We start from the raw sequence: 19,763 nt of genomic DNA on the forward strand, positions 1-19,763 counted from the left end.
TCCTAACATTCTTTACTATTATAGCGCGATTGAGTAAAAGTATCTCGCCAAAAAGTAAGCGCTACAAAGCAGAAAGCGAAAGCTAACGGTAGCATGTGACGATCAAAATTATTAGCTGGAGCAAGAATCATAACTCCAACTAGCAAGGCAAGTGGAATATGCCATAACAATGTGCGCCAACGGCGAAGAATAATTTCTGCAACTCCAATAAGTAGTGTAAAAATAACGAAAGTATTTCCGTGAATTGGCCAACTTAAAACAGGAATATCGCTAAACGTGCTAATATCTTCTGCAAATTTAGTTCGCCACTTAGGATTCCAATATTTAATCCAATCAGATTTCTGTATGCTGTCAGTGTCTATGTAATATTCTGGTCCAACATACGGGCGGTCAAAAATATCAAAGTATCCGTAAGTCTTCGCAAGAAAAGCGTCAGTTGCAACGAGTGGACTATGCGTAATCATTTGCCACCAAGCGAAATCTAATTTACGGATATTATCTTTAGTAACGTATCGCCAACGATAACTCACTTTTTTAGACTGCAATCCGGAAGATTTCACAGGGTCTGCGTCATAAGGTTTATATGCTTCTGCAGTTTGATCCAGATTAAAAATTGGTGCAATAATGCGCTTTGCGCTACGCGGTATGCTATGAGGATCGAGCTTAGCTATACGTGCAATTTGTTGTAACTGAATGCCGCGACTCTCAATAGGATCGCCGCTAATAATAGCACCGCTCGAAATAAGCATAATTAACGAGCCGTGAATTACAACGATTGGAAGCAAAATTCCGCAAACCCACAAACGCCAGCGTTTGCGCTCAAAAATAATTAAAAGCACGAATTGAACAACCAGAATATACCAAGCGTATTTTGCAGCAATAAGCATTACACACACTGAAATAATTAATTCCAAAACAGTGTGAAGTCTAGGCTTTTGCGCACTCGGCTTTGTGCTAGGTGTATTTTTAGTGTCGTTCGCATGATAGCAATTAGTTAACTCGTAATTTATGCCAAACCACCAAACAAAAGCGAATGCAAAAAGCGGAGATTTTGTAAGCGCAATAGTTGAGCACAACACAAGCGGATTAAGCAAAAACATAAGCAGAATAACGAATCTTGCAAAAGTTGTTGTTCTGCAATTTGTTGAGCTAGATTCTGCATTAAGCCAAGGTTTGTTTAAGAAGCGGTGTGCTGTTGCGCAAACGCACCATGCTGCAAATGCAAATTGCATGAAAGCAAGAAGTACAATTCCAGCGTCGTTTGAGTCGGTAAAGTATCTGGAGACTGCTGCTGTTGCGCCATAAATAACAGTTAGAGCAATGTTGTGCTGATCTGTTAAATAAGTTGGGTGAGTTGGCCACAAGTAGTGCGCAGTTGGGTAAATATCCATTGGTACAAAGCTAAAGAAGCCGATATAAGGCTGATCTAAGCCTGTAACTTTATTCCAAGTCCAACTGTACTCGCGAATTTGCGAGCATATGTCTGCGCCGTATGCGGCAAGTAACGTAGCTGGAACCCAAATCCAGCCCACAAAAAAAGTAAGAAATAGGTTTCTTTTGTTGCGAGTGGAGTGGTCAATAAACCATTTAGCGTAATTAAAAAATAGTTTTGCAGATTTTAAAAGAAAATGCGAAATATTGCGGAAAATAGTGTGTTTAGTAGTAAATTTTTGTAATTTTGACTGTTTTTTATTTTCGCTATTTTTTCTTAACGCAATTAACTCTATTAATTTCGTAAAAGGTTGATATTTAGGCAAAAACTTTTTATTTTTACCGTAATAAATAAGCGCAGCCAATATTAGTGCATATATTATGAAGGCAGAAACGAAAATAAAAGCATTAACTGACGAAAAGTCAGCGATTGACCCTAAATGAACTTTAATATTTCGACTGCGGAAAATTGGTCCCAGGCTAGTGCAAAAAGCAAGTATAAAACATAACAAAGCAGCAAGAGTGTAATCTAAAAAACGTGCTGCAACAGCACGCAATTTGCGCGGCTTTTCGTGCTGCGTTTTGCGACGTATGCGCTCCATGTGTTAACACCTACTTAATTTATGCCTAGCTACTTTGGTTGCTATTGCGCGCAAAACATGCAATGACGCGCGCAAAAATATAATCTGATGTAAATTATACATATGACTATTTTTTCTTCGCAAAGTGTGGCATTGATGCCGCAGACCTCAGAAGTAGCAGATTTGGTAAAATATTTCGCAATTACAGATTCTACGCAAAATGTTGCGCGAGAAATGATACAAAAAGGCGAAATAATCGTACGAGATGACGGAAAGCCGACAATAGTTGCGATTGTGGCAGACGAGCAAACAGCAGGTCGCGGCAGGCTTGGACGCGCGTGGGTGAGCCGACCGGGAGAAAGCTTTTTAGTTTCATTCGTAACTTTGCTGCCGAAGTCAATTGTTATGGACGCAAGTCACAACGGGTGGCTGCCTATTATTGCAGGGCTTGCAGCGCGTGACGCACTTCTAAAAACGTTCAAAGAGTGCGGAAGTTCGCCGATACACGGTGATGCTTGCGCGATAAAACTTAAATGGCCTAACGACGTGTTTTTGCACGATTGTAAAGAAGGCGGAATATTAACAGAAATCGTAGCTGATCCAAGCAAAGACAATGTTATTGGAGTAATTTTTGGAATCGGATTGAATTTGCACGTGCCGCAAGAAGTATTGCCGATTAAAATGGCAACTTCGCTGCAAATGCATATGACTGATTTGCCGGAATCTAAAGAATTGCGTGATACGATTGCTGCGAAAATCGTTACTGGATTGAGGACGAGATTGTGTGATTTTATGCGCGATTATTCAAGTAACGCTGCCGATTTGCTTAAAGAGGTAAATGGTGTGTGTTGGACTCTTGGACGCGAAGTTAACGTGCATCCAGTTGATGGAAGCGTGGTGACAGGAACTGCTGTGCGGCTTGGAGAAGATGCGTCTCTTACGATTCGTGAGGCATCTGGTGAGGAGATTGTGGTAAAAAGCGGCGATGTGCACGCAGTTGCGTATGAAAAATGAGATTTAAATAAAGCAAACGCGATGACTTGCTTTCTGCGTGAGTGTCTCAAAACAGGCAGAATGGGACACTCGCGCAGTGCGACGACATGCCTGAGCGCTTGTTCCGAACGGCTATTTGGTAGCCGTTCGGCTGATTTGGCATGTGAAGCACACTGTGCTTCACATTTGAGCCAAATCACGCTTTGAAGGAGCTTGAAATCCCAGTGATTTCAAGCTCGGTCAAAGCGCGCCTTTTTATTAAGTGCGTTGTACAAGCCGGAGCAAACCGCGCTCGCAACAAAAGCCTTAATCAAATCGCCAATCATGAAGATAATCAAGGTTGCGGCGGCAGTTGAAAGTGGCATGCCAGTTAGGTAGCTTTGGCCGAAAATACCGAATGCGTAAATCACGATCGTGCCGATTATAGAAGCTACAGAGTAAGTGCAGAAGCGTGCGAAAGTCTTCTTGAAGGAGTTTTCTGGCATCATAGCGTCAAGAGCTACGTCAAATACGCGCTTCAAAGCTGCGGTTGCAGCAACGCCAAATATGAAACCAGCTAAGAAGCCTGCAGTAGGGCCAACAAAAACAGCCCAGCCGCCCTTAAAGCCAGCAAACACAGGCAAACCTGCTGCGCCAACAGCAAGATACATAACTACAGAAGCTACGCCTTCGCGCCAGCTCAAAGTTAAACCAATAATGCACAAAACAAGAGTTTGCAACGTAATAGGCACAGGAGTAATAGGAAGATAAATTGCGCCTGCCATGGTAGAAAGAACCAAAAGCACAGTGAGAAGCGCTGGCTTTGCAAGCCATGCTGCAGCTACTTTCAACTTATTTGCAACGTTCGAATTTGCTGCTGCTGTTGCTGCATTATTTTGATTTATGTTAGTCATGAAAACCTTCTTTTGGTTATTTCCGGTTTGCCGTTTGCGGCTAATAGGTTGTCAATTAAACGGTTTTGCCGGTTGTTTTCCGTTTCGCTAATCACATTACGTGTATAAAAAATCATGTGCATTGGAGAAGTGTACAAAATTTTGCTCTAGCTTTTGTGTATGTCGACTCATACGTAAACGCGATTTTTCTAATATCTTGTAACGTATGGTTACGAATATCAAAAAAATTCTCATCGCAAACCGCGGTGAAATCGCCTTGCGAGTTATTCGCACGGCTCACGAAATGGGCATTTCTACCGTTGCTATTTACGCACCGACTGATCGCAATGCGCAGTTTGTAGAAATGGCAGACGAAGCATACGCACTTTCTGGCGACACGTATCGCGATACTTATTTAAACGAAGACGCGATTCTTGACATTATTAAAAGAAGCGGCACGGATGCCGTGCACCCGGGTTACGGATTCCTTTCGGAAGTTGCATCTTTTGCGAAAAAAGTCAACGATGCTGGAGTTATTTGGATTGGCCCTCGTCCGGAAGCGCTTATTGACTTGGGCGATAAAATTACGGCTCGTCGCGTGGCAGTTCGCGCGAAAGTGCCGCCAGTTCCAGGCATTTCGGAGCCGGTAAAAGATATTCGAGAACTTTTAACTTTTGCGCAAACGCACGGATATCCTGTGATGATGAAGCGCACGGATGGCGGTGGCGGACGCGGCATTACAGTCGTTCGTAACGATGACGAGTTGCGAGGCTTTTATATGAATCACGACGCTCTTCAGGGCGGCGACTTAGATGAATATTTTATTGAGCGTTTTATTGACAAAGCTCGCCACGTAGAAACGCAGTGCGGCCGCGACGCTCACGGAAATTTCACCGTATATTCCACGCGCGATTGCTCGGTGCAGCGCCGAAACCAAAAGCTGGTTGAGGAAGCTCCTGCACCGTTCTTGACTGACGATGAAAAAGATCAGCTTTACCGATATTCTCGTAACCTATTTGAAGCTGTTGACTACGTTGGTCTTGGCACGTGCGAATATATGGTGACTTCTCAGCATAAAGTCTACTTCTTGGAAGTTAATCCGCGATTGCAAGTTGAGCACACGGTTAGTGAGGAAGTTAGTGGACTTGATTTAGTGCGAGAACAGCTCAATATTGCTGACGGCGGCGAGTTGATTAAGGATCCAGAACCTCGCGGACACAGCTTCGAGCTTCGCATTACTTCGGAAGATCCTGCTACGAATTTGACTCCAAGTTCCGGCACTTTGACGAAAATAAAGTGGCCTTCCGGTCCTGGTATTCGCGTCGATTTTGGTGTTGAAGTTGGCGATAATATTTCGCCAAAATTCGATTCGATGATGGGCAAGCTTATTATTACTGCGCAAAGTCGCGAAACTGCTGTTGCTCGCGTGCGTCGCGCTTTGAAGGAACTTTGTATTGAGGGCGTGCCAACTCCAGCAAAACTTTTTGAGCAGATTTTTAACGACCCTGAGTTTACTGCGGAAAATCACAGTTTTGACGTGTCTACTAAGTGGATGGAACGCAAGTATTTGAACCGCGTTCCTGCAGCTTCCTTGGGCGGTCAGCCGGCTTCGCTTGTTTCTGGAAAGTCTGCGGATGAATCTGAAAATAAGCAGCCTGCAATGGAATCCTTCATTATTGAGGTTGATAATAAGCGAGTAAAGCTTACGATTCCGCAAGATATTGTTGATAATTTGACTGGTTCTGCGCGAGTTCGTAGCGTTTCTAGAGCTTCGCAGCCTCTTCGCGGACGTTCGCTTCGCGGAAGTACTCACAAATCTGAAGAACAAAAGCAGATTCCTGGCGTAATTGCAGCGCCTATGCAAGCTGTTATTACGCGCGTGAATGTGGCTGAAGGCCAGCAGGTTGCCAAGGGTGATTTGCTTGTGGTGCTTGAGTCTATGAAAATGGAAAATTACGTTTATGCTCCTGCAGCTGGTACTGTTACTGGAATTTTTGTGGGGCCTGGTGACGGTGTGGAATCGGGCGCAAAGCTTGTGACGATTGATCTTGCTGGAGACAAAAGCGCAGATAAAAGCGCAGAAAAATCTTCCGAAAAAAGCGATGAAAAGCCGGAAGGAGAGCAGAAATGAGCGCTTTAGTAAAAGAAAAATCTGAAATCTCTGAAACTTCAGCGAAAACAGTTAGTGACTCTTCTGTTAATAGCTCTGCTGACGAAACAAACTTGCAGCCTCGTCGCGGAAAAGCAGCTGTTCAACACGCAGCACAACTTGCTCGTGACGCAGAACAAAAAGCTTTAGAACGTCAGCACGCAAAAGGCAAAAGCACTGCTCGTGAGCGTCTCGACTTGCTTTTTGACACCGGATCGTTCGTGGAAATCGGACGTTTTAACGGTGGTGACATTAATAACGACGTTGCAGGGTGCGCTGTAATCACCGGATTTGGCGAAGTTTATGGCAGAAAAGTTGCAGTTTATGCGCAAGACTTTTCCGTGCGTGGCGGAACTTTAGGCAAAGCTGAAGGCGAGAAAATCTGCCATCTTTTAGATATGGCTGTTGAACTTCGCGTGCCAGTTGTTGCCGTAATTGATTCCGGCGGCGCTCGCATTCAGGAAGGCGTGAGTGCGCTTATGCAATACGGGCGTATCTTCAAAAAAACTTGCGAAGCGAGCGGCTTAATTCCGCAAATCTCAATTATTCTGGGTCCTTGCGCTGGTGGTGCAGTTTATTGCCCTGCGTTAACAGATTTGATTATTATGACTCGCGAGCACTCAAATATGTTCGTAACTGGTCCGGATGTTGTTAAAGCTGCAACCGGCGAGGCTATTAGCATGGACGATTTGGGCGGCGGCCTTGTGCATAACGCAACTTCCGGTGTCGCTCACTATTTGGGTGAAGATGAAGCTGACGCAATCGACTACGCACGCACAGTTTTGGCTTATTTGCCATCTAGCTGTGAGGTAGAGCCTCCAACTTTTGCCTACGCTGCAACGCGCGCGGATCGCGAAACTGCGCGCGAGTTGGCGAATATTGTGCCGGATAACGACCGTCAGCCTTACGATGTGCTCGACGTGATTCGCAGAATAGTTGACTACGGTGAGTTCGTGCAAGTTCAGGAATTGTATGCTGCTTCTGCAGTGGTTGGTTTTGCTTGCATTGAGGGTCATCCTGTTGGAATCGTAGCAAATCAGCCGAAGGTGAACGCTGGTATTTTGGATGTAAATTCTTCCGAAAAAGTCGCGCGATTTGTGCGATTGTGCGATGCGTTTAATTTGCCTGTGGTGACTCTAGTAGATACTCCTGGTTATAAGCCTGGTTCAGATCAAGAGCACGCAGGAATTATTCGCCGAGGTGCGAAAGTGATTTATGCGTACGCGAACGCGCAAGTTCCGCTGGTTACGGTGATTTTGCGCAAAGCTTTCGGTGGAGCTTATATCGTTATGGGTTCCAAGTCGATGGGTGCGGACGTAAATTACGCGTGGCCAACCAGCCAGATTGCGGTTTTGGGTGCGCAAGGTGCTGTGAATATTATTCATCGTAAAGATTTGCAAAAAGCTAAAGAGCGTGGACAAGACGTTGCGGCTCTTAGAAAGCAGCTGGTTGACGAGTATGAGGCGACTACTGTTAACGCAAATCTTTCGTTGGAAACTGGCCAGATTGACGCAATGATTGACCCGGAGCAGACTCGCGATATGATTGCTGGCTCATTGAAACTTTTGCGCAGTAAAAAGCGGGTTTCCAGAACTGGAAAGCATCACGGAAATCAGCCAATGTAAGCATATTTATAAAAATTATAGGAATTATCAAACTTATAACTAAAAACTATAGAGCTTACAGAACTTATAAACCTTACAAAACTTACAGAATTTATAAAACTTATCCAAATCGACGAGAAGGAAACATCATGACAACATACTTTTTCGACCAACTCGCTAATAATCCGCACGCACTCGTGTTTGCAGGTCAGTCAACTCCGTGGGTTGAAGCTTTGCGCGAGCTTAGTTCAGACGAAGAATTAAACGCAGAACTTCACGAGTATGAAGCGGGCGCAAAAGCTTTGCTATCGCCAATTTATTCTGAGCTTTTAGCAAATGCAGGCGGCGACATAAACGTGTTTGACGCGCTAGAAAATAAGCATATTAACGCTGCAAACGCGCTTCTTAGTGTGCCTGGAATTACGCTTGCACAGTTCGGTGCAGTGCGCGACTTAACAAATCTTGGATACAACTTTGAAGTAAACAAGCCGTGCGCAGTTTTGGGTCATTCTCAAGGCGTAATCGCAGCGGAAATGGTAAAAGCTCGCATAAAAGCAAAGTCTTGGCAGAAGGCTCGCGCTCAAATCGAAGAATTACTCGCAATTGCCTACTTAATTGGAGCTGCAGGAGATCGCGAATCTCGAATGCTTGAAATTACTGGTGACGGCGAGCACACGCCAATGCTGTCGCTTAAAGGAGTTACTAAAAAGCAGGCAGAAGCGTTAATTTCACGCGTAGAGCGCACGCGCGGTGAAGTGTCAATTGCTGTTAAAAATGCTTACAATCACGTGGTTATTGCAGGATACCCGGAAGATATGGAAGCTGTTGCAAACGAAGCGCAAAAAGAAACAAAGCGTTCGAAAAAATTGCGCGAAATGAAAGTTCGCGGTGGAGCCGTATTTGCGCCAGTTGCTGAATATTTGGATGTTACAGTGCCATTCCATTCGCCAATGCTTCAATCTGCAGTTGAGCAGGTAGTAGAGTGGGCAAATGAGGCTGGTTTGAACACTACAGTTGCTCGCGAATTGGCGGATGCAGTGCTTGTAACTCCTGTTGATTGGGCTACGCAAATTGGCGAAGTTTTGGAGCAAAACGATGCGCGCTCGCTTTGGATTTTAGACATGGGTCCTAGCGAAGTGCTCGGAAAGCTTACTGGAGTGCTTGTGCAAGGAACCGGCGCTGGAATAGTAGAGGCTGCTACATTGCGCTCGCGTGCAGAGCTTTCAACAGCTGACTCTGCTTCTGAGCCAGAGCGTACGGGCTGCTGGGCTGATTTTGCGCCTCGAGTAATCGACACGCCTGCAGGACGTAAAGTACTTACTAAATTTAGCAAGCTTACAGGCAAAGCTCCTGTGCTTCTTGCAGGAATGACACCAACGACAGTAGAGCCGGAAATCGTTGCTGCAGCAGCAAATGCAGGTTACTGGGCTGAGCTTGCTGGCGGCGGTCAAGTAACTGCGGAAGTTTTCGATCGTCATATGAAGTCGCTTGAAAATCAGCTTCGTGAAGGCGCAACTATTGAATTTAACGCCATGTTTATGGATCGCTACCTGTGGAATTTGCAATTTGGTTCGAAGCGAATCGTGCCAAAAAAGAGGCAGTCGGGAGCTCCTATTGATGGTGTAGTTATTTCTGCAGGCATTCCAGAACTTGACGAAGCCAAGGAATTAGTAGCATCTTTGCAAGCTGATGGATTCCCTTACGTAACGTTTAAGCCTGGAACAGTTGACCAAATTCGTCAAGTTGTGCGAATTGCTAAGGCTGTTGCTCCAGCAACGATTATTGTGCAGGTTGAGGGCGGTGCAGCAGGTGGTCACCATTCGTGGGAATCTCTTGATGATTTGCTTATGACAACTTACGCGCAAGTGCGTGAGTGCGAAAATTTGGTGCTTGTTGCAGGTGGCGGTATTGGTACTCCTGAGCGTGCTGCAGACTACATTTCTGGTGAATGGGCGAGTGAATACGGTTTGCCAAATATGCCAGTTGATGCTGTAATGATTGGCACAGCTGCAATGACAGCAAGAGAAGCGCATACAAGCCCTGAAGTAAAGCGTATGCTTGTGGAAACTCCGGGTATTGCGATGCCAAAATCTTCTAGCATTGAAGGTTTTGATGAGGATCCGTTCGCGCCAATGGGTGAGCGTTGGGTGCCTTCTGGCAAAGTTATTGGTGGTGTGACGAGTGGTTTAAGCCATTTGCACGCAGATATTTACGAGTTAGAAAACGCTTCTGCTCGCTGCGGTAGATTGCTCGTTCATATGATGAAACATCCTGAAGAGCTTGAATCACGTCGCGATGAAGTAATCGAAGCACTTAACTCTACTGCAAAGCCATATTTTGGTGACGTAGAAAGCATGACTTACTTGCAATTTGCTCAACGTTTCCTAGATTTGGCATACCCTTGGGTGGATCCGACTTACGCAGATCGCTACATGCATTTGTTACAGCGTATTGAAGCGCGTTTGATTAATCAAGATTCAGGCGAATTTACTTCTATTCTGCCTTCTATTGAAGAAGTTTCTAAGCACCCTCAAGCTGCTTTATATACGCTGATTGATGCGTTGCCTCAAGCTCGCGAGATGAACGTTGTGCCAATGGATGCCGCTTGGTTCCCAACTTTGGTTCGCGAATACCCTAAGCCAATGCCATTCGTGCCAGTTATTGACAACGATTTGTTGCGTTGGTGGGGTCAAGATCAGCTTTGGCAGTCGGAAGATTCGCGTTACTCGGCAGACGCTGTGCGCGTAATTCCAGGACCGATTTCCGTGGCTGGAATTACGACTATGGATGAGCCAATTGCCGATATTCTGGGACGTTTTGAAGCAGCTGTGCTCAATCGTGCAGAATCTGGATCTGAAACTGGAGTAGAAGCAGAAAATAAGGAAAATGCGGCGAGCAAGTCTTCAAAATCTGCTTTTAGTCAGATTGCTGATGCTAAAAACGTTGAAGCTTACGTGCGCGCATGCCCAAATATTTCTTGGGTTGGTCATGTAACTGCAAACCCTGCTTACGGAACGTCTTTAGGAGACGAAAATTACGTAATTACAGTAACTTCTAGTAATAATGACGTAATTTCGCTTGATTTAGATATTAAGCTAGATACATTCTGGGATAATCAAGAAAATCAGGAAGCAAAACACTCTACAAAAAATGCTGCAAACTCGCCAAAACGCAAGCATGCAGTACGAGATATTGTAATTCCGCTAACTGTTGACGCAAGTCAAGCTGGAAGCATACCAGTAGTTGACCGCGAGCGCTTGCCAAAGCACGTGTACGAAATGCTTGCAGCAACCGCAGGTATTGGAAATACAGCGATTACTGGCGATGTGCTTGATGCTATGCCTAAGGTTGAAACATTAAAAGAAGATGGCAGTTTGGCAAAATTGCCAGAAGATTTGATGGCAGAAGGTTATAGAGATTTTCCGTTTGGATTGGTTCATTCTTCCTATACTTTCTCGAGAAATCTTGGAATTGACCACGAGTCTGCTACTGCTGGAAGACTTCCAGATGGATTGCTTGCTTCTCGCATTGTGCCAGACGCGTTAGTAGGTCCTGCTTGGCCGACTATTTACTCAGCTTTGGGTTCCGTAATGGTTGATGGCTACCCGATTATTGAGGGTCTGCTTAACGCTGTTCACCTAGATCATTTAGTAGAGCTTGACGTCGATGCTGAAGACTTTAAAAAGTATGTCGACAAGCGAATTAATTTGCTCGGCTGGGCTGAGCCGTATGCAGAATCTGCTTCCGGACGCGTTGTAACAATTCACGTAATTCATACTGCTGCAGATGGAACTCGTTTGGCTCACGAAACTGAGCGTTTTGCTATTCGTGGACGAAGCTTCAGCAACGCGCTTCCTGCTCCAGCTGCGCAATATGGCGAAGCTGCAGGATTACACGGATACGAAATTGAAGACACGCCTCGCAGAGCTTTGCGCAGAGTAGTCGTTCGCGCTCCTCACGATATGACCGCTTTCGCGCGTACTTCTGGAGATTTCAACCCAATTCACACTTCTAAGCGAGGTGCTGCAATTTCCGGGCTTTCTGCTCCTTTGGTACACGGTATGTGGCTTTCTGCAACAGCTCAACATGTTGCTCAAGCAGTTGATGAAAAAGGTGCTCGCTACGAGCTCATTGGCTGGTCCTACAACATGTACGGCATGGTTCAGCTTGATGACGAAGTAGAAATTACAGTTGAGCGCGTTGGAAAAGTTCGTCGCGGCGGTCTCGCTTTGGAAGTTACATGCCGAGTTGATGGGCAAATTGTGTCTAAAGCAAGCGCACTTACTCGCGCTCCACGTGCAGCATTCGTATACCCAGGTCAGGGTATCCAAAAGCAAGGAATGTCGCTGGATGAGCGCGCAAAGTCGCCTGCAGTGCGCGATACTTGGGAGCGAGCAGACAAGCTTACTCGCGAAAAGCTTGGATTCTCAATCCTCGCAGTCGTGCGCGATAATCCGAAGGAACTTACTGCTCACGGCGTAACTTATCACCATCCTGAAGGATTGCTTAACTTAACGCAATTTACGCAAGTTGCGCTCGCAACAGTTGCCTTTGCGCAAACCGCGCGTTTGCGTGAAGCAGGATGCGATATTTGGCCTGCTTACTTTGCTGGTCACTCGCTTGGAGAATACAATGCTTTGAGCTCCTTTGCGCAAATTATTCCACTCGAAACTGTTCTTGAATTGGTGTTCCATCGCGGATCTACAATGCATCACTTGATTGAGCGCGATGCACAAGGTCGCTCGAACTACCGCATGGGTGCACTTCGACCAAACCAGTTTGGAGTATCAGACGAAGGCGTAAACGCTTACGTTGATGGCATTTCCAAGGCTACTGGCGAATTCTTGCAAATTGTAAACTACAACTTGGCAGGTCAGCAGTACGCAATTGCTGGAACTATTAAAGGCTTGAAGGCATTGGCGGCAGACGCTTCTAAGCGCGCTAAGGAGTATGGCGGCAAGCCTCCATTCATGTTTGTTCCAGGAATTGACGTGCCGTTCCACTCTCGAATTCTTCGAAAGGGTGTGCCGGAATTCCGCGACAAGCTCGATTCGTTGCTGCCGAAGTATATTGATTACTCTGTGCTTGTAGATCGTTACATTCCAAACCTCGTGGCTTGCCCGTTTGAGCTTACGCGAGAATTTGCGCAAAAGATTTTGGATGTTGTGCCATCTGAGCGCATTGAAGCAGCTTTGGAAGATGAAACTACATGGCAGTCTTACGCTGCGGATGAGCAAAAGCTCGGTCGTTTGTTGCTTACCGAATTGCTTTCATGGCAATTTGCTTCTCCAGTTCGCTGGATTGAAACGCAGGCTCTTATGTTTGCCGATCGCGCTCGCGGTGGTCTTGGCGTTGAAGAGTACGTTGAAGTTGGTTTAGGAAACGCGCCAACTTTGGCAAATCTTGGTGCTAAAACTCTTGCTTTGCCGGAGTTTAGTGGCGAAAAAGTGACTGTTTACAACGTTGGTCGTGACGAAGGCCGCGTTTATATGACTGACACGGATTCGCTTGTGCCTGAAGTGTTTACTGAGGAAGATAGTCAAGAAGCAAGTAGCACTGCTGATGCGACTGCCGCTCCTGCCACTCCTGCCGCAAATGTTGCCTCTGCTGCTCCTGCCTCTGCTGCTTCTGCGGCTCCAGTTGCTAACGCAGCAGCAAGCGGACCTGTAGCAGACTTGTCGTTCAAAGCATCCGACGCAATCTCAATGCTTATTGCGTATAGTGCAAAAATCCGTCTTGACCAAATCGGCGACACTGATACAACTGATACGCTCACAAACGGCGTATCTTCACGCAGAAACCAGCTTCTTATGGATATTAGTTCCGAGCTTGGCGTGGCTAGCGTGGACGGTGCTGCAGAAGCTCCAATGAGTGCGTTGCGAAAGCTTGTGGATTCGGTTGCTCCTCGCTACAAGGCTTTTGGTGCCGTGCTTTCCGATATTGTGCGCGAACGTTTGCGTGCGCTTTTCGGTGCTGCAGGCGTGAAGCCAGCGCAAATCGACAAGCGTATTTCGGAAGTCTGGCAGCTTGGCGAAGGCTGGCGTGCGCACGTGCTTGCGGCTTTGGTTTTGCAAACGCGTGAAGGTGCTAGCGTGCGCGGTGAAAATCTTGCGCAACTTTCAACTGATCCTGCAAAGAATACTGCTGCAGCCGACGCTTTAATCGACGCAGCTATACAGCAAGTTGCACAAGCTCACGGCGTTAGCGTTTCTCAGCCTGGCTCTACTGGCGCAGCCGGTGGTGCTGTTGTTGATTCTGCAGCTCTTGACGCTTTTGCGCAGCAAGTTGTTGGCGCAGACGGCGTACTTGCTGCAACTGCTAAGTTTGTGCTAGCAAAGCTTGGTGTTGAAGCTCCTAAAGCAGAAACTGAAAGTGACGAAAATGCTGCTGTTGTAGCTGCTGTTGAAGCAGAATTAGGTGCTGATTGGCCAAAGCAAGTGGCTCCTCGATTTGATGAGCGAAAGGCAATTCTTTTCGACGACCGCTGGGCTTCTGCTCGCGAAGACGTTGCGCGCTTGTACTACAAGTATGCTGGAAAGAATGTTGATATTCAGGTAAATGAAGTTTCTGAAATCTTAAATGATTTTGGTAGTTTCCTTGGTGCAGGGGAAGCAGTAGCTTCGGAAGCTGAGTGGTTTGCAAGTCTTTCTAAATCTCGCGAATTAAACAATCTTGCAACAATATTTGATGGTATTGCTCGCGATTCTCGCACTAAACTTGCGCAAAACAATGCTGATACTGCTCAAGCAACTCGTTTTGCAGGAGAAGTTGCAGTAGTTACAGGCGTTGCTCCTAATTCGATTGCTGCTCGCGTAGTAACGGGCTTGCTTAAGGGTGGAGCTACGGTTATTGCAACTTCGCACAGTTTCAAGCCGAGCGTTAAGTCTTGGGCGAAGAAAGCGTATCGCGAAAACGCTCAAATGGGCGCAAAGTTGTGGCTTGTGCCAGCAAACTTGTCTAGTTATCGCGATGTCGACGCGCTTGTAAAGTGGGTTGGCACAGTTTCGAAGAAAGTTAGCGGCGCAACTACTACTATTTTGAAGCCTGCTTACGAGCCGAGCATGTTCTTCCCGTTTGCAGCGCCTCCGGTTCACGGCACTTTGGCTGATTCTGGTTCGCTTTTTGAGTCGCAATCGCGCTTAATGCTGTGGGGAGTGGAGCGTGCAATCGCTGGATTTGCGCAAATTGGAGCAGATACGGATGTGCAACATCGTATGCACGTTGTGTTACCTGGCTCTCCAAATCGCGGTATGTTTGGCGGCGATGGTGCTTATGGCGAAGTCAAGAGCGCTTTCGATGCGATTGTGAACCGTGCGCATGCGGAAAGTGTGTGGTCGGATCGCGTGACTTTCGCGCATCCTAAGATTGGATGGGTGCGTGGAACTGGCTTAATGGGCGGAAATGATCCGCTTGTGGCTGTAGTTGAGCGTCACGGATTAACTACCTACTCTACGCAAGAAATGGCAGATCGTTTGCTTGATTTGTGCACTCGCGAGGCGCGCGAACAGGCAGCAATTGCACCTTTGGATGTTGATTTTACGGGCGGATTAGGCAAGGAGCCTCTTGATTTGAATGCTCTTCGTGCAGAAGCGTTGAAAGATCAAAAGCGTGCGGAAGAAGCAGAAGAAGCTGCGGAAGCTGCAGAATCTGGCGAGTCTGCTGCTAAATCAACCGCTAAATCAACTGCTAAATCAACAAACAAAGCACTCCCAACGCCTTACGTTCCAACTCAGCCACGAGTCAACTTGGCTGATTGGAAGAATGTGACAGCGCGTCCAGAAGACGAAATTGTAATCGTCTCCGTTGGCGAGCTTGGACCATGGGGTTCTGGACGTACTCGTTTCGAAGCAGAACTTGGAATTCGCGAAGACGGATCCGTGGAGCTTTCTGCAGGAGCAGTACTGGAATTGGCTTGGAATATGGGCTTGCTTACTTGGCAAGACTCTCCAAAGCCAGGCTGGTACGATGCGGACGGCACGCTTGTTCCAGAAGAAGATATTGCAGAGAAATATCGCGATGAAGTAGTGGCACGTTCCGGTATTCGACCATTCGAAACCGGCATGGGCGGCGACTACAAGGATGGAGCAAACGAAGAAGAAGCAGAAATCTTCCTCGATCACGATGTGAGTTTCAGCGTTCCAACAGAAACAATTGCGCGCGAATACGTGGCGCTCGACGAATCGCATACTGGGATTGCTCGCGATGCAGAATCCGGCGAATGGACTGTTACGCGCAAGGCAGGTTCTATGATTCGCGTGCCACGTAGGGCTGCAATGACCAGAACTGTCGGTGGACAATTCCCTAAGGGCTTCGATCCGCTAAAGTGGGGTATTCCAGCTTCGATGGTTGGAAGCGTTGACACGATTGCGTTGTGGAATATTGTTACAACTGTAGACGCTTATATTTCTGCTGGTTTCACACCTTCGGAGATTTTGCAATCTGTGCATCCGTCAATGGTTGCTTCCACGCAAGGAACCGGTTTCGGCGGCATGAGCTCAATGCGAAAACTGTACTTGGATCGCTTCCTTAACCACGAAATTCCTACGGACGTACTGCAAGAAGCGCTACCAAACGTTGTTGCAGCTCACGTAATGCAAACCTATATCGGCGGCTATGGAAACATGGTTCAGCCGGTGTCTGCATGCGCAACTGCAGCGGTTTCGCTCGAGGAAGGTGTCGATAAGATTGCTCTTGGCAAAGCTGACTTCGTAGTAACTGGCGCAATTGACGATATCGGTGTGGAATCCGTGGTTGGCTTCGGTAATATGAACGCAACTGCCAATAGCGAAGAAATGTATGCGAAGGGCATCGATCCACGATTCTTCTCTCGCGCAAACGATCGCAGACGCGGCGGCTTCCTTGAAGCTCAAGGCGGCGGTACGATTTTGGTTACGCGCGGCGATATTGCTTTGAAGCTTGGTTTGCCTGTTGCTGGTGTGGTTGGTTTCATTCACTCCTACGCTGACGGCATTCACACTTCTATTCCTGCTCCGGGCTTGGGTGCTTTGGCTGCAGGCATGGGTGGAGCTAAGTCTAAGCTCGTGCGCGATTTGGCAGCTCTTGGCGTTACTCCGGACGATATTGCTGTGGTTTCTAAGCATGATACGTCTACGAATGCCAACGATCCGAACGAATCCGAGCTGCACAATACTCTTGCGCATGCAATCGGACGCACGGATGGTAATCCACTGTTCGTAATCAGCCAAAAGACGCTGACCGGTCACGCAAAGGGCGGCGCGTGCATCTTCCAAATCAACGGTTTGACGCAACTGTTTAGAAGTGGCGTGATTCCTGGAAACGCATCACTCGACTGCGTGGATCCTAAGCTTGCGCGCGACGACCACATGGTTTGGTTGCGTGAGCCAATGCGCATTGGTAACGGTGCAGGTTCCGGCGTTGGTTCTTGTGCAGTGAAGGCTGCTCTCGCAACTTCGCTCGGCTTCGGTCACGTTAGCGGATTTGTGGCATTGGTTCATCCTGGTGCTTTTGAGGCTGCTGTGGCTGCTAGTGCAGGTGTTGATGCGCTTAAGAATTGGCGTACCAAGGCAAATGCGCGTTTGGCTGCAGGCCAGAGGCGATTTGAGGAAGGTATGATGGGTCGATCTGCTTTGTTCGAGCCTGTTGAGAATCGTCACTTGCTGAAGGATGGCACGCGCCTTCCGGATGGCACTCGCTACGACGGTCACGAAGCAGAAAAGGCGATGTTGCTTAATCCTGAAGCTCGCCTTAACGCGAACGGCTACTACTGCTGAGTCTAAGTAGTTGCAAATGTAAAGAAAAGGTCGGATTTTATCTTAAATCCGACCTAAATTTTACAGTCGTGTAAAGTAAAGGTCGTTTTTTAGGCGAAATCCGGCAGAAACTTTACAGTCGTGTAAAATAAAGGTCGTTTTTTAGGCGAAATCCGGCAGAAACTTTACAGTCGTGTAAAATAAAGGTCGTTTTATTGCCTTAATCCGGCAGAAACTTTACGCGTGTGTATAAAAGTAGGTGTGTATGATTGCAGGAATAGGGCACGACTTAGTAAACGTTGCGCAGTTTGCTCAGCAGATGCAGGATGGCAACGGTTGGCGTGCGCTGTTTTCTGTGCGAGAGCTTCGGCAATGTGATCTTCGTGCGCAAGCTAAGAATGATGAGAAAGCTTTACATATTGCAGCACGCTGGGCTGGCAAAGAAGCTGTGATTAAAGCGTGGTCTGAAGCATTGTCTATAGCAAATAGCCCTTACCTGTATACTCTTGATAACATGCCGTGGGCGAGTATTGAGATTCTTAACGATTCCCATGGTTGCCCACGCGTTATTCTCAGCGCAGATGTGCATTCGCAACTTGTAAAATCGCTTCTAAGTGCGTCCAGCGAGAACGTAGATGGTAGCAAGTGCGTAGATAGTAGCAAGTGCGCAGATAGTAGCAAGTGCGTAGCTAGTAGCGATCGCGTAGTTAATATACGTTGGCATATTTCGCTCAGTCATGACGGATTATTAGACGATAATTCAGCTTTTGCATCAGCTGTTGTAATGCTTGAAGTCTTATAAGAAAAGCTGCATTAAAAGAAAAAATATGTTTGTCGCTCTTGTGTCAATGTCACAAGCATCTGTATACTTGAACGAGTCGATATTTGTGCGTGAATATTTCGTGCAAGTATGGTGCGTAATTGCGGACGTAGCTCAATGGTAGAGTCTCAGTCTTCCAAACTGATTACGCGGGTCCGATTCCCGTCGTCCGCTCCATTTTTTATTTCTACTTTACGTTTTGCAATTTTCTTTTTGATGGTTTATTTATTCCAATTTTTTGTAAAAATCACATATTTTTGCATATTATTTTCACATTTTCATTGAATTTGTGCTTGTTATTAGGGTGTTATTGCTATGGTAGTAGCGAAGAAACACGTAAAAAACATGTCTGGAGGACTCGTGGGACAGATTATCGTACGTGTATTAGTTGGATTAGTGTCGGCTGCTACTGCTTTCACTATGAATGTCGTTGCGCCGCAAAAATCTTCATCGGTTGAACATATGCGTACTAATGTGCATGCAAATGTGCATTCTAATGTGCATACCAAAAATGTCGTTATGCCTATTATTCAATCGTATTCTGGCACTGTGTATCAGAGCTCGTTTGTCGATAATGAGTATGGTGCGCACTGGAGCGATGGCGATGGCACTTCGGCTTTTATCGATGGAAATGATGATGTGTTTGTCAATAACGCTAAGGCGGTTATTGATGTTTCTGAGCATCAAAAAGAAATTGATTGGGATGCTGTAAAAGCTTCTGGAGTAGATGGTGCGATTATTCGTATTAGCTATGGCTGGGATAATGGATACGACAAGCAAGCTTTGCGCAATATTAGCGAATGCAAGCGTCTTGGTATTCCATTTGGCATTTACATGTATTCTTATGCTGAAAAAGCTGAAGATGGTGCTGCTGAAGGTGCAGACATTGTAAATCTTTTAAGGGGTGCTGGAGTAAGCCCTCAAGATCTAACGTATCCTGTTTATTACGATTTGGAAAGGTGGAGTTGGAGTGGTCATAAACCACCAACATCCCCATACGTTTACCAGGATATTGTTGCTTCATGGTGGAATCAGTTAGTTTCTGCAGGCTACAATAAGCTCGGCGTTTATTCGTACGCGAATTACTTAAAGGGTCCATTGAATTCTCAGTATATTCACGAACGTACAAGCTGGGTTGCTAGCTACGGTTCTCGCGTGGGCTTCCCTATTTCTACAGCTTTGCGCGGATGGCAGTACACTTCCGACGGCAGCGTTGACGGAATTGATGGTCGCGTTGATTTGAACGCATTCGGCATGGCTGATGGCGGCGAAATTAACGGTGTATCTGAGTTTGGTAACACGATTACTAAGCCTAATTCTTCTAATCCTTCTGGAGAAACGCGAAACTATGGTAGCTGGACTGTAAAGAGTTCTGGTCGTCGTGAAGTATGGACTAATGGAGACAAGAAGTTTGTGCTCCAGTACGAGCTTCGTGATTCATATTATGCTCATGGTGGTGTTGGTCGTCTTGGTGCTCCTGTTGCTGAAGAGGAGAATATCGGTGGCGGCTGGTGGCGTCAGCGTTGCCAGAATGGTGATGTTTGGACGCATGGTAGGGATAAGAAGTTTGTGATTCAGTTTG

General features: G+C 46.6%; 8 protein-coding genes and 1 tRNA gene. 7 read left to right on the plus strand and 2 right to left on the minus strand.

Features of this window, described 5'->3' with window-relative positions; all coding sequences use genetic code 11:
* Positions 1-2 precede the first annotated feature (2 nt).
* Positions 3-2,033, minus strand: a complete 2,031-nt coding sequence (locus AC1EK3_RS05905) for a DUF6020 family protein (RefSeq protein ID WP_480033710.1) — start codon at positions 2,031-2,033, stop codon at positions 3-5.
* Positions 2,034-2,135: 102 nt separating this feature from the next.
* Between AC1EK3_RS05905 and AC1EK3_RS05910 the strand changes: the two genes are divergently transcribed.
* Positions 2,136-3,026, plus strand: coding sequence for a biotin--[acetyl-CoA-carboxylase] ligase (locus AC1EK3_RS05910; protein WP_480033709.1), 891 nt, complete (start codon positions 2,136-2,138; stop codon positions 3,024-3,026).
* Positions 3,027-3,235: 209 nt separating this feature from the next.
* On the opposite strand, the gene AC1EK3_RS05915 is transcribed toward AC1EK3_RS05910, so the two are convergent.
* A complete protein-coding gene (locus AC1EK3_RS05915; protein WP_480033708.1) occupies positions 3,236-3,898 on the minus strand; it encodes a biotin transporter BioY in 663 nt (220 codons plus the stop codon).
* A gap of 205 nt (positions 3,899-4,103) precedes the next feature.
* On the opposite strand from AC1EK3_RS05915, the gene AC1EK3_RS05920 reads away from it, so the two are divergent.
* From AC1EK3_RS05920 to AC1EK3_RS05945, 6 genes are all read left to right on the plus strand, one after another.
* Positions 4,104-6,008 (plus strand): acetyl/propionyl/methylcrotonyl-CoA carboxylase subunit alpha, encoded by a 1,905-nt coding sequence (locus AC1EK3_RS05920; RefSeq protein WP_480033707.1) that lies wholly within the window; start codon positions 4,104-4,106, stop codon positions 6,006-6,008.
* Entirely contained in the window at positions 6,005-7,651 is a 1,647-nt protein-coding gene (locus AC1EK3_RS05925; protein WP_480033706.1) for an acyl-CoA carboxylase subunit beta, read from the plus strand. The genes AC1EK3_RS05920 and AC1EK3_RS05925 overlap by 4 nt, the downstream gene beginning before the upstream one ends.
* Before the next feature lie 128 nt (positions 7,652-7,779).
* Positions 7,780-17,382: a fatty acid synthase subunit beta domain-containing protein gene (locus AC1EK3_RS05930; protein WP_480033705.1), complete on the plus strand. Its 9,603-nt coding sequence runs from the start codon at positions 7,780-7,782 to the stop codon at positions 17,380-17,382.
* A gap of 244 nt (positions 17,383-17,626) precedes the next feature.
* On the plus strand, positions 17,627-18,163 hold the full coding sequence (locus tag AC1EK3_RS05935; RefSeq protein WP_480033704.1) for a holo-ACP synthase: 537 nt from the start codon (positions 17,627-17,629) through the stop codon (positions 18,161-18,163).
* Positions 18,164-18,284: 121 nt separating this feature from the next.
* A tRNA-Gly gene (locus AC1EK3_RS05940) sits at positions 18,285-18,358 on the plus strand.
* 138 nt (positions 18,359-18,496) lie between these two features.
* On the plus strand, positions 18,497-19,763 hold a 1,267-nt coding region (locus AC1EK3_RS05945), incomplete at its 3' end, for a glycoside hydrolase family 25 protein (protein WP_480033749.1).

The organism is Gardnerella sp. C0026F2, assembly GCF_056590715.1.

What these genes read in the sequence shown, in the direction of transcription:
- AC1EK3_RS05905 (WP_480033710.1), bottom strand. Translation starts at nt 2,033, where the DNA reads ATGGAGCGCATACGTCGCAAAACGCAGCACGAAAAGCCGCGCAAATTG.
- AC1EK3_RS05910 (WP_480033709.1), top strand. Translation starts at nt 2,136, where the DNA reads ATGACTATTTTTTCTTCGCAAAGTGTGGCATTGATGCCGCAGACCTCA.
- AC1EK3_RS05915 (WP_480033708.1), bottom strand. Translation starts at nt 3,898, where the DNA reads ATGACTAACATAAATCAAAATAATGCAGCAACAGCAGCAGCAAATTCG.
- AC1EK3_RS05920 (WP_480033707.1), top strand. Translation starts at nt 4,104, where the DNA reads ATGGTTACGAATATCAAAAAAATTCTCATCGCAAACCGCGGTGAAATC.
- AC1EK3_RS05925 (WP_480033706.1), top strand. Translation starts at nt 6,005, where the DNA reads ATGAGCGCTTTAGTAAAAGAAAAATCTGAAATCTCTGAAACTTCAGCG.
- AC1EK3_RS05930 (WP_480033705.1), top strand. Translation starts at nt 7,780, where the DNA reads ATGACAACATACTTTTTCGACCAACTCGCTAATAATCCGCACGCACTC.
- AC1EK3_RS05935 (WP_480033704.1), top strand. Translation starts at nt 17,627, where the DNA reads ATGATTGCAGGAATAGGGCACGACTTAGTAAACGTTGCGCAGTTTGCT.